Raw genomic sequence first — 14,209 nt, 5'->3', positions numbered from 1 at the left:
CGGACCCGCTTAGGGGACCGGGAATGTCCCGGTCGTGGCGGCATTGGCCTGATACGCCTGCCCCGGCCTGACCGGGAAGTTTGTCCCGAATCCGGCGGCAAATCGCGACTCGTAGCTCTGCGACGCCGGGCGGAATCGGTTCAACGTGTTTAAGACACCCGGCAGCGCGTCGATGACGTCCTGCGCCGTCGCGTAGTTCAGTTCCTCTTCAAAGGGAATGGCGATAAACGAGAAATCGGTCGTCGACGTAGTCACGATCGGGTAGGAGACGGACCCTGGGGCCGGGACACGCCCGGCGACCGAGAATATCGTCGGCGCGCTGGCGTTGACCTGATAGATGCCGCCCGGGACGACCGCGAAGTTTGTCCCAAAGCCCGCCGCAAATCGCGACTCGTAACTCTGAGATGCGGCCACGTAACGATTAACCGTGTTCACGTTTCCCACCCCGATCGACTGAATCAGATCAGATGCGGTCGTGATGCCGGTATTGGCAAACGGCATCATGATGAGCGTGTAGTCGGTCGTGCTGGTCGTGAAAATGCGGTAGTCGTACTCGCCGACGCGGTTGGACAGCGCCGAGCGACCGGCCGCAACGTCGACGGCCAGGATGCAGTAGAAGTAGTTCGTACCGGTGTCGCCGACGACGTCGGCGCCGCCGATGTTGTTGTCTGTGAACCCCTGCTGCCCCTGCAGGACGTTGCCGATGGAATCCGCGGGCGTGGGCGCAAAGTACGCGCTCGTGCCACGGTAGACGACGTAACGACTGACCGATGTCGGCGCACCCGAAGTGTCGGTTGTAACATCCGACCAAGTCAATTGAATGGTATTCCCCACTACGGCCGCGTTCAGATCGACGACGGCCGACGGCTCGGAGAATACGGTGATCGTCACCAGATCGGGCGGTGACGTCACGGTAGCGTCGTCGACTTTGAGCTCGAGAACAATCGTTCCTGCCGTCGTCGCAGTGAATGTGGGATTCACGGCATTGGAGTCCGAGAGGACCACGGCCGGACCCGATATTTGTCGCCAATGATATCCGAGCGAGTCACCGTCCGGATCGCTCGACGCGGATCCATCCAAAGCCACCAGAGTACCGAGGGACAAAGGGCCCTGATCCGGGCCGGCATTTGCGGTCGGGTCCTGATTCGTGTTGCCGACTGTGATCGTGACCGATTCGGAGTCCGCTGCGAGCGAGTCGTCCTCTGCGATAAATAGCACGATGTATACGCCGGCGTCATTCAGGGTCGTGTTCCAATCGAAGTCCGCCGTACCGTTTCCGTTGTCACCAAATGTCGCAGTGCCTGGCAGTCCCTCCGCTCGTAAAGATGGTATGCTCTCAGCGTCACTGGCGGTAACCGTGAAGCTGAGGATTGAGGATTCCTGCACGTTACGCGATCCGATCGAATCGAGAACGGGCGGCTGGTTCCCCACCTCCACAACCGTGATTGTCACGACTTCACTGTCAATAGCTCCCAATGCGTCTTCCGCATAGAACGTCACGGGATAGACACCGGCATCGATGAAGCTGGGCGTCCAATCAAAAATACCAGTCCCATTGCCGTTATCGTTGAAGACGGACGTTCCGGGCAGGGCCGACGTCGTCAGCGCCGGTATCTCGCCATCATCATCGGTGGCGCTGACGCCGAACGACAGTGGTGTACTCTCCGGCGTCGACTGTGGGCCAATGGCTGACAGCACCGGCTCATCATTGATCGATGTCACGGTAAAGGTTGCCGGGTCGGAATCGTTCAGCAGACCGGGATCGGTCGCCGTAAATGTGATCACCTCGGAGCCGTTCCAATTCACGTCGGGGATCGTGATGGTTGCAATCCGACTGACGTCGATGCTGACGGTCAGCTCGGTGTTACCGGCGTATGTCCAAGTGATCTCCGGATCCGGATTGTCGATATCGTCGACGTAGTTATCGAGCGAAATAGTCGTAAACGTCGAGCCCTCGTTCACCGTTTGATCCGGGATGTCGCTCACAACCGGCGCATTGTTGACCGCGCTGACAGTAAATGTCGCCGGATCCGAGTCCGACAGCAGGCCGGGATCGGTGGCAGTGAATGTGATCGTTTCCGATCCATTCCAATTCGGCGACGGAATCGATATCGTCGCAACACGATTGGTGATGTCGACGGTCAATTCCGTATTGCCGGCGAACGTCCAACTGAGCTCGCTGTCGGGATTGTCCACGTCGGCGGCGTAATCGTCGAGATTGATCGAGGTAAACGACCCACCTTCGGCGACCGTCTGATCGGGGATGTCGCCGACGACCGGGGCGTCGTTGACCGCCGTGACGGTAAACGTTGCCGGGTCATTGTCGAACAACAGGCCCGGATCGGTCGCGGTGAACGTGATCGTCTCGGAACCATTCCAGTCAGGAGACGGAATCGTGATAGTCGCCACGCGGCTCACGTTGATGGACACCATCAGTTGTGTGTTCCCGACCCAGCTCCAGGTCATCTCGGAGGGGAGATTGTCCACGTCGGTCACATAGCTGTCGAGGTTGATGGTCGCGAACGTTGCTCCCTCGGCGATGGTCTGATCGGGGATGTCGCCCACGATCGGGGCATCGTTGACTGCCGTGACGGTGAACACCGCCGGGTCGGAATCGCTCAGGAGTCCGGGGTCCCTCGCCGTGAACGAAATCGACTCCACCCCGTTCCAATCCGGGGACGGCGTTGTGACGATTGCGACACGATTAACAATCGACACACTGAGCGCGACGTTTCCGGAATAAGTCCATGTCATCTCGGAAGCCGCATTGTCCACATCGGTGACATAGTCATCGAGGTTGATGCTTGCAAACGATGCGCCCTCGGCGATGGTCTGGTTTGGAATATCGCTCACGATCGGCGGATCATTGATGGCCGTCACGGTAAACGTCGCCGCGTCGGAGTCGGATAACAGATCGGGATCGGTCGCTGCAAAGGTTATCGTCTCCGACCCGTTCCAATCGGGCTGAGGAATGGTGATCGTAGCGATCCGACCGGCGTCGATGCTCACCAACAGCTCGACGTTTCCGGATGACGACCAACTGATCTCCGAGTCGAGATTGTCGGCGTCAGTGACGTAGTTGTCGAGAATGATCGTGGTGAAGCTCGATCCCTCCGCAACCGTCTGATTGGGGATGTCGCTGACCACCGGCGCATTGTTGACCGATGTGACGGTGAAAGTGGCCGGATCGGAATCGGAGAGCAAGCCGGGATCGGCTGCCGTAAACGTAATGGTCTCCGAACCATTCCAAGTCGGTGATGGAATCGTAATCGTGGCAATGCGGCCGGCGCTGATGCTGACGCTCAGTTCGGTATTGCCTGCGTAGCTCCAGTCCATCTGGTTGTCGCCATTGTCGACGTCGCTGACGTAGTTATCGAGACTGATGGTTGCAAAACTGCCGCCTTCAGCGATCGTCTGGTCCGGGATATCGCTGACGACCGGAGCATCGTTCACGCCCGTGACCGTAAACGTAGCCGGGTCGGAGTCGCTCAGCAGACCGGGGTCGGTCGCCGTGAAGGTAATCACCTCTGAACCGTTCCAGTCCGGGTTCGGAACTGTCACGGTTGCCATTCGGTTGAGATCGATACTCACGAGCAACTCGGTATTGCCGGAGTAAGTCCAACTGATTTCGGAGTCGAGGTTGTCAACGTCGGACACATAAGAGTCGAGCGCGATCGTCGTGAAGGAGCTACCCTCGGACACAGTCTGGCTGGGGATGTTGCCGACAACAGGCGCGTTGTTGATCGCGGTCACGGTAAACGTTGCGTCGTCGGAATCGGAGAGCAGGCCCGGATCGGTCGCGGTGAACGTGATCGTCTCGCTGCCATTCCAGGTCGGAGACGGAATCGTGATCGTCGCGATACGGCTGGGGTCAATGCTGACAGTCAGTTCAGTGTTACCGGCGTACGACCAGCTCATCTGGTTATCGGCATTGTCGACGTCGGTGACATAGTCGTTCAGATTGATCGACGTAAATGTCAACCCCTCAGTGACGGTCTGATCGGGAATGTCGCCGACAATCGGCGCATCATTGACGGCAGTCACCGTAAACGTCGCCGGATCAGCATCGCCCAGGAGTCCGGGATCGGTCGCCGTGAACGTGATCGTCTCCGATCCATTCCAATCGGGCGATGGAGTGCTTACGGTTGCCACACGGTTCACGTCGATGGAGACTGTCAGTTGCGTATTGCCTTCCCACGACCAAGCCATTTCGGCATCGAGGTTGTCGACGTCGCTGACATAGGTGTCGAGTGGAATCGTCGCGAAGGTCGAGCCCTCCACGATCGTCTGGCTGGGAATGTTCGTGACAATCGGAGCATCGTTGACCGCCGTCACCGTAAACACAGCCGCGTCGAAATCGCTCAACAGGCCCGGATCAGTGGCGGTGAAGGTGATGGATTCTACTCCATTCCAATCGCTCGAGGGCGTCGTGATGATGGCGATTCGGTTCACGATGGAAACGCTCAACGCCACATTGCCCGCGTAACTCCACGACATTTGCGAGGCGAGGTTGTCGACATCGGTGACGTAGTTGTCCAGGTTGATGCTCGTGAACGATGCCCCCTCAGAAATCGTCTGATTCGGGATGTCGCCGACCACCGGCGCATCATTCGCAGGCGTCACTGTGAACGTCGCCGGGTCGGAATTCGAAAGCAGGCTCGGATCGGTCGCTGTGAAGGTGATGGTTTCCGATCCGTTCCAGTCCGGGTCCGGAGTCGATATCGTGGCCACGCGGCTGCCACTGATACTCACCAACAGCGCCGTGTTGCCCGAGTATGTCCAACTGATCTCGCTGTCGAGATTGTCGACGTCGGTTACATGGTCATCGAGCGCGATTGTGGTAAACGTCCCGCCCTCGGTGATCGTTTGGTTCGGAATGTCGCTGACAACAGGGGCATTGTTGACGGCGGTGACCGTGAACGTCGCCGAGTCGGAATCACTCAGCAGTCCCGGATCGGTCGCCGTAAAGGTGATGGTTTCCGATCCGTTCCAGGTCGGCGACGGCACATTGATCGTCGCCACACGGTTGATATCGATGATAACGGTCAGCTCTATGTTGCCCGAGTACACCCAGTTGATCGTATTATCCGGATTGTCAATGTCGCTGACGTAATCATCGAGGTTGATCGTCGCAAAACTCGCTCCCTCGGCGATCGTCTGGCTCGGGATGTTGCTAACGATCGGCGGATCATTGACCCCCGTGACGGTAAACGTGGCGGGGTCCGAGTCGGACAACAGGCCCGGATCAGTGGCCGTGAATGTGATCGTCTCGGAGCCGTTCCAATCCGGGTCAGGGACGGTGATGGTCGCGACGCGGCCGGCGCTGATGCTGACAGTGAGCTCAGTATTGCCCGAATAGCTCCAACTCATATCCGCCGGGATGTTGTCGATGTCCGTGACGTAATTGTCCAGCGTGATCGTGCCAAACGTGGATCCTTCAGCGATCGTCTGATTCGGTATGTCACTCACAACGGGTCCGTCGTTTACGGCGGACACGGTAAACACTGCCAAGTCGGAAGAATTGAGCAGACCGGGATCGGTCGCGGTAAACGTGATTGTTTCGGAGCCGTTCCATGTCGAAGACGGAGTGGACACCGTGGCCACGCGGCTCACGATATTGACGGTTAGTTCGGAGTTGCCGGAATACGTCCACTCGATCTCGCTGTCCGGATTGTCGACATCGCTGACGTAGTCATCCAGATTGATGGCTGCGAACGACGCCCCTTCCGCTATTGTCTGGTCGGGTATGTCGCTGACGACGGGGGCATCGTTGATTGCCGTCACCGTGAACGTTGCCGGATCTGAGTCGCTCAGCAGACCCGGATCGGTCGCCGTAAACGTGATGATCTCGACTCCATTCCAATCGGGATTCGGGATCGTGATCGTCGCAATCCGGCTGGCGTTAATGCTCACGCTCAACTGCGTGTTACCTGTGTAAGTCCAGGTCATCTGCGAGGGCAGATTGTCGATATCGCTGACATATCCATCGAGCGAAATCGTCGTGAAGCTCGATCCCTCGGAAATCGTCTGCCCCGGGATGTCCGCCACAACGGGAGCATTGTTGACGGCTGTAACGGTAAAGATCGCGGCATCCTCGTCGAAGAGCAGTCCCGGATCGGTCGCCCTGAACGTGATGACTTCGCTGCCGTTCCATGTTGGCGACGGGATCGCAATCGTCGCGACGCGATTCGTGATATCGACCGTCAGTTCCGTGTTACCGGAGAATGTCCAGCTAATCTGATTGTCAATGTTGTCGACATCCGTCACGAAATTGTCGAGGTTGATCGTCGCGAACGTCGCGCCCTCAGCCACGGTTTGATCCGGGATGTCGCTCACAACCGGCGCGTCATTGACTGCCGTGACTGTGAACACCGCCGGATCCGAATCGGTCAGGAGACCGGGATCGGTTGCCTCGAATGTTATGGTTTCGCTGCCGTTCCAGTCTGGCGAGGGGATCGTGATGGTTGCCACGCGATTGACATCCAATGAGACGCTCAAGGCGGTATTCCCAACCCAGCTCCAGCTGATCTCCGAATCCAGGTTGTCGACGTCGCTCACATAGCTGTCGAGGTCGATCGTTGCAAACGTGGCGCCCTCGGCAATCGTCTGATTCGGGATGTTGCTGACTACGGGAGCGTCATTGACGGGCGTCACCGTGAAAACGGCCGCATCGAAATGGCTCAGCGATCCGGGGTCTGTTGCCGTGAAGGTGATCGACTCGAAGCCGGTCCAATTCGCAGAGGGGGTCGTGACTATCGCCACACGGTTGACAATCGCAACGCTCAATTCCACGTTGCCCGCGTAGCCCCAGGCCATCTCCGACGCCAGGTTGTCGACGTCGGTGACATAATTGTCCAGGTTGATACTGGTGAACGAAGCGCCCTCGGCTATCGTCTGATTGGGAATGTCTCCGACCACAGGCGCGTCGTTGATCGCCGTAACCGTGAAGTTCGCCGGATCGGAATTCGACAGCAGACTGGGGTCAGTGGCTGTGAACGTAATCAGTTCCGACCCGTTCCAATCGGGATTCGGAATCGTGATCGTCGCTACACGGCTCACGCTGATGCTGACCGATAGTTCCGTATTGCCTGAGTATGTCCAACTGATTTCGCTGTCCAAATTGTCGATGTCGGTGACATAGTCATCGAGATTGATCGTTGTGAATGTGCCGCCCTCCGCAACCGTTTGATCGGGGATATTGCTGACAACCGGGGCATCGTTGACCGCCGTCACGGTGAAAGTCGCCGGATCGGAATCGCTGAGCAGCCCCGGATCGGTCGCCGTGAACGTGATGACTTCGCTGCCATCCCACGTTGGTGAGGGCGGCGAGATCGTTGCGATGCGATTGACATCAATCGAGACACTCAGCTCTGTATTGCCGGAATAGGTCCACGTGATCTGGTTGTCAGAATTGTCGATATCCACGACGTAATCGTCGAGCGCGATGGTCGTGAAACTGGCGCCTTCGGCAATGGTCTGATTGGGAATGTTGCTGACCACCGGTGCATCATTGACAGCGGTCACGGTGAACGTGGCGGGATCGGAATCGCTCAGCAGACCCGGATCGGTCGCAGTGAACGTGATAACCTCTGTGCCATTCCAATCGGGATTGGGAATCGTAATCGTCGCAATGCGGCCCGCGCTGATACTGACAGAGAGCTGGCTGTTGCCGGCGTATGTCCATGCCATCTCGGAGGGCGCGTGGTCGAGATCCGTGACGTATGTATCGAGCGTGATCGTGGTGAATGTCGATCCCTCAGGTACTGTCTGATCCGGGATGTTGCCGACGACCGGCGCGTCGTTGACCGCCGTGACCGTAAATGTTGCAGCATCATTGTCGAAGAGCAGTCCCGGATCGGTCGCCGTGAACGTGATCGTCTCCGATCCGCTCCATTCCGACGACGGGATGCCAATCGTCGCGATCCGGCCCGTGTTGATGCTGACAGTCAACTCCGCATTGCCCGCGTAGGTCCAGACGATCTGATCATCCGTGTTATCGACATCGGTGACATAATTGTCGAGACTGATCGTGGCGAAAGATGATCCCTCGGCGATCGTCTGATTCGGAATGTCACTGACCACCGGCGCGTCATTGACAGCGGTCACGGCGAACGTGGCGGGATCGGAGTCGCTCAGCAGACCCGGATCAGTCGCCGTAAAGGTGATTGTCTCGGTGCCAAACCAATCGGGTGACGGAATGGTGACCGTCGCGATCCGATTGACACCGATCGAGACCGACAGCGCGGTATTGCCCTCCCACGTCCAATCCATCTCCGCGTCGAGATTGTCGACATCGCTGACGTAGGCATCGAGATTGATCGTCGCGAATGTCTGCCCTTCGGAAATCGTTTGGCTCGGGATATTCGTCACGATGGGCGCATCGTTAACCGCAGTGACCGTGAACAAGGCCGCGTCGAAGTCACTCAAGGAGCCCGGATCAGTCGCGGTAAACGTAATCGATTCCACACCGTTCCAGTCGGTTGATGGAATCGTGATGATGGCCACGCGATTGGTGATCGACACCGTCAACGCCACGTTCCCCGCGTAGCTCCAGCTCATTTCGGAAGCGAGGTCGTCGACGTCGGTTACGTAGTTGTCCAGATTGATGCTGGTGAATGACGCACCCTCGGTGATCGTCTGGTTGGGAATGTCCCCGACGTTCGGGGCGTCGTTGACCGGCGTGACGGTAAACGTCGCCGGATCGGAATTCGACAGGAGGCTCGGATCGGTCGCGGTAAATGTGATGATCTCAGAGCCATGCCAATCCGGATTCGGAGTCGTAATGGTGGCGACGCGGCTGGCGCTGATGTTCACCAGCAGCGCCGTATTGCCGGAGTATGTCCAACTGATCTCGCTGTCGAGGTTGTCGATGTCTGAAACATGATTGTCGAGGTTGATCGTTGTGAATGAACCGCCCTCGGATATCGTCTGATTGGGGATGTCGCTGACGACCGGGGCGTTGTTGACCGCGTTCACGGTGAATGTCGCGCTATCGGAGTCACTCAGGAGTCCGGGATCGGTGGCCGTGAATGTGATCGTCTCGGAGCCGTTCCAGGTCGGCGAGGGTGGAGTGATCGTGGCAATGCGATTGATATCGATCACGACCGACAATTCGGAATTCCCCGAGTACGTCCAGTTCATCTGCGCATCGGTGTTATCGATGTCGCTGACGTAGTTGTCGAGCGTGATGGTCGCAAACGAGGCGCCTTCGGCGATTGTCTGGCTCGGGATGTTGCTCACGATCGGGGCATCGTTGACTCCGGTGACCGTGAACGTTGCCGGATCGGAATCGCTCAGCAGGCCCGGGTCGGTCGCGGTAAACGTAATCACCTCCGACCCATTCCAGTCGGGATCGGGGATTGTGATGGTTGCCACACGATTGACGATGCTCACCCCCAACTGCGTGTTGCCGGAGTAAGCCCAACTGATCTCGGAGTCGAGGTTGTCGCTGTCGGTTACGTAGTCGTCGAGGGCGATGGTCGTAAAAGACGAACCCTCCGGAACCGACTGACTGGGGATGTCGCTGACGACGGGGGCGTTGTTGACCGCTGTCACCGTGAAGGTCGCGGCATCGTTGTCGGAGAGCAGTCCCGGATCGGTGGCGGTAAACGTGATCGTCTCGGCGCCGTTCCATTCCGGCGACGGGATGCCGATCGCCGCCACACGACTGACGATGCTGACCGTCAGTTCCGTGTTGCCCGAATACGTCCAACTGATCTGGTTATCCGCATTGTCGACGTCGTCGACGTAATTGTCCAGGTTGATCGTAGTGAAGCTGGATCCCTCGGCCACTGTCTGATCGGGAATATCGCTGACGACCGGCGCATCATTGATCGCTGTAACCGTGAAGGTCGCGGGATCGGAGTCGCTGAGGAGCCCCGGATCGGTGGCGGTGAACGTGATCGTCTCGGAGCCGTTCCAGTCGGCGTTGGGAATCGTAATCGTTGCGACACGATTAACATTCAGCGACACGGAAAGCTGTGTCTGACCCTCCCAACTCCAGGTGATTTCATTGTCGAGGTTATCGACATCGCTGACATAGCTGTCCAGATCGACGGTCGCGAACGTCGATCCTTCGGAAATGGTCTGATTAGGTATGTTTCCGACCACCGGGGCATCGTTGACGCCTGTCACGGTGAATGTTGCTTGATCTGATCCTGCTGACAGGGCCGGATCGGTTGCCGTAAACGTGATCGTCTCCGAGCCGTTCCAGTCGGGACTCGGTGTTGTGATGATGGCCAGACGGTTGACGATCGACACGCTGAGCTGGATGTTCCCGGAATAACTCCAGCTCATCTCAGAGTCGAGGTTATCGACATCTGCGACATAGTTGTCGAGATTGATCGTGGTGAAGCTCGCACCTTCGTCAATCGTCTGATCGGGGATGCCGCTGACGACCGGCGCGTCATTGACAGCGGTGACCGTGAACGTGGCTGGGTCCGAATCGGCCAGCAGCCCGGGGTCTGTGGCGGTGAACGTGATCGTCTCAACGCCATTCCAGTCAGGGCCCGGAACTGTGATGGTGGCGACACGGCTGCCATTGATCGACACGGTCAGCGCACTATTGCCCGAATAGGTCCAACTGATCTCACTGTCGAGGTTGTCGATGTCGACGACGTAGTTATCCAGGGCAATCGCTGCAAACGACGCTCCTTCGGCAATCGTCTGGTTGGGAATGTCGCCGACCACCGGCGCGTCATTGACGCCGGTCACCGTGAATATCGCCGGGTCGGAGTCGTTCAACAGGCCCGGATCGGTTGCCGTGAACGTGATCGCCTCCGCGCCGTTCCAGTCGGCGCTCGGTGCGGTAATCGTCGCGACCCGGCTGCCATCAATGACGACACTGAGTTCGGTGTTGCCCGAATAGGTCCAACTGATTTCAGAATCGAGATTGTCGACATCCGTGATGTAGTTGTCGAGGTTCACCGTCGCGAATCCGGAACCCTCGGAGACGCTTTGGTCGGGAATATCGCCCACGACGGGCGCGTCATTGACGGCCGTCACGGTGAACGTGGCCGGGTCGGAGTTCGACAGGAGCGTCGGGTCTGTTGCCGTGAATGTGATCAATTCCGACCCATTCCAATCGGGGTCGGGAATGCTGATCGTGGCGATTCGCGCGACACTGATGCTGACTGACAGCTCGGTGTTGCCGGAATACGTCCAGGACATTTCATTGTCCAGGTTATCCGGATCAGCCACGTAGTCGTCGAGAGTGATAGTCGTGAATGTCGATCCCTCGGCCACTGTCTGATCCGGAATGTCCGACACCACGGGTGCGTCATCGGTCGGCGTGACAGTGAACGTCGCCAGGTCTGAAGAATTCAGCAAACCGGGATCGGTCGCGGTGAATGTGATGGTCTCGCTTCCGTTCCATTGGGGCGAGGGAACAGTGACCGTGGCGATCCGATTGACATCGATTGAAACACTGAGTTCCGAGTTGCCGGAGTAAGTCCAGCTCATCTCGCTGTCGAGATTGTCGATGTCGCTCACGTAATTGTCGAGGGTGATTGTGGCGAACGATGCACCTTCAACAATAGTCTGATTGGGGATATTGCTGACCACCGGCGCATCATTGACGCCCGTGACTGTGAACGTTGCCGGGTCGGAATCCGACAGCAGGCCAGGATCGGTCGCCGTGAAGGTGATCGTCTCGGAGCCATTCCAATTGGCATGCGGGGCAGTGACCACGGCAACGCGGTTGACGATCGAAACGCTCAACTGACTGTTTCCGCTGTAGCTCCATGTCAACTCGGAAACGATGTTGTCGATGTCGGTGACGTAATTGTCGAGGTTGATCGGCGCGAAGGAGGTTCCCTCCGCCACACTCTGGCCGGGGATGTCCGACACCACCGGCGCATCGTTGACCGCGGTCACAGTAAACGTGGCCGGGTCCGAGTCGCTCAGCAGACCGGGATCGGTCGCCGTGAACGTGATCGTCTCCGAGCCGCTCCACTCGATGTCCGGAATCGTGATCGTCGCCACACGTGCTGTGATATCGACCGCCAATTCCGTATTGCCGGCGTATGTCCAACTGATGTCATTGTCCAGATTGTCAACGTCGCTGACAAAGTCGTCGAGTGTGATCGTCGTGAAGGTCGATCCCTCAGCCACGGTCTGATTCGGGATGTCCACAACCACTGGCGCATCATTGATGCCGGTCACAGTAAACGCAGCGGCATCCGAATCAAACTGAAGACCCGGGTCGGTCGCGGTAAACGTGATCGTCTCCGAGCCGTTCCAGTCCGGATTGGGCACAGTAATCGTGGCAACCCGGTTGAGGTCGATCGACACACTCAATTCGGTGTTGCCCGAGTAACTCCAATTCATCTCTGAATCAAGATTGTCGATATCGGTCACGTAGTTGTCGAGTGCGATTGTTGTGAATGACGAACCCTCGGCAATGGTTTGATCCGGTATATCGGACACCACCGGCGCATCGTTGACCGCGGTCACCGTGAACGTCGCCGGGTCGGAGTCAAACAGCAGGCCGGGATCGGTCGCCGTGAACGTGATCGTCTCCGAACCGCTCCACTCGATGTCCGGAATCGTGATCGTCGCCACACGGGCGGTGATATCGACCGTCAGTTCGGTGTTGCCCGCGTAGGTCCAACTGATCTCACTGTCCAGATTGTCAACGTCGCTGACATAGTCGTCGAGTGTGATCGTCGTGAAGGTCGATCCCTCAGCCACGGTTTGATTCGGAATGTCGGATACGATAGGTGCATCGTTGACTCCGGTCACCGTGAACGTCGCCGGATCGGAGTCAAACAGCAGGCCCGGATCGGTCGCCGTGAACGTGATCGTCTCCGAGCCGTTCCAGTCCGGATTGGGGATCGTGACTGTCGCCACGCGGTTGACGATACTGACTGTCAGTTCGGTGTTGCCGGCGTAGGTCCAACTGATCTCTGCATCGAGGTTATCCACGTCGTTGACATAATTGTCCAGCGCAATTGTTGCAAACGATGCCCCCTCGCCGATCGTTTGGTCGGGAATGTCGCTGACCACCGGCGCATCGTTGACCGCGGTCACCGTGAACGTCGCCGGATCGGAATCGTTCAGCAGGCCCGGATCGGTCGCCGTGAACGTGATCGTCTCAGAGCCGTACCAGTCCGGATTGGGGGTCGTGATCGTCGCCACACGGGCGGTGATATCGACCGTCAGTTCGGTATTGCCCGCGTAGGTCCAACTGATCTCTGAATCGAGATTGTCAATATCGCTGACGTAGTCGTCGAGTGTGATCGTCGTGAAGGTCGATCCCTCAGCTACGGATTGATTCGGAATGTCCGCAACCACCGGCGCATCGTTGACCGCGGTTACCGTAAACGTGGCCGGGTCCGAGTCGCTCAGCAGACCGGGATCGGTCGCCGTGAACGTGATCGTCTCCGAGCCGTTCCAGTCCGCACTCGGGATCGTGATCGTCGCCACACGGGCGGTGATATCGACCGTCAACTCGGTATTGCCCGCGTAGGTCCAGTTGATCTCACTGTCCAGGTTGTCAATGTCGCTGACATAATCGTCGAGTGTGATCGTCGTGAATGAAGAACCCTCGGCAATGGTTTGATCCGGAATGTCGGACACGACCGGCACATCGTTGACCGCGGTTACAGTAAACGTGGCCGGGTCCGAGTCGCTCAGCAGACCGGGATCGGTCGCCGTGAACGTGATCGTCTCCGAACCGCTCCACTCGATGTCCGGAATCGTGATCGTCGCCACACGGTTGACGATACTGACTGTCAGTTCGGTGTTGCCCGCGTAGGTCCAACTGATCTCTGAATCGAGATTATCCACGTCACTCACATAGTCATCGAGCGTGATCGTGGTGAAAGTCGAGCCCTCAGGTACGGTTTGATTCGGAATGTCGGATACGACCGGCGCATCGTTCACTGCCGTGACCGTAAACGTCGCCGGATCGGAGTCAAACAGCAGGCCGGGATCGGTGGCCGTAAACGTGATCGTCTCCGAGCCGTTCCAGTCCGGTGTCGGGGTCGTGATCGTCGCCACACGGGCGGTGATGTCAACGAGCAACTCGGTGTTGCCCAAGTAGGTCCAGTTGATCTCACTGTCCAGATTGTCAATATCGCTGACGTAGTCGTCGAGATTGATCGTCGCGAAGCTGCCACCCTCGACAATCGTCTCGCCGGGGATGTCCGATACCACCGGCGCATCGTTGACCGCGGTCACCGTGAACGTCGCCGGGTCGGAGTCAAAC

1 protein-coding gene is annotated in these 14,209 nt (G+C 58.0%); it reads right to left on the bottom strand.

From position 1 onward, the window contains the following. Window positions 1-9: 9 nt before the first annotated feature. Window positions 10-14,181: an Ig-like domain-containing protein gene (locus VGB22_01480; protein HEX9749949.1), complete on the bottom strand. Its 14,172-nt coding sequence runs from the start codon at window positions 14,179-14,181 to the stop codon at window positions 10-12. Window positions 14,182-14,209: the final 28 nt, after the last annotated feature.

Source organism: Candidatus Zixiibacteriota bacterium (assembly GCA_036397555.1).
Classification (GTDB): domain Bacteria; phylum Zixibacteria; class MSB-5A5; order WJJR01; family WJJR01; genus DATKYL01.
This window is presented reverse-complemented; position numbering and strand designations above follow the sequence as displayed.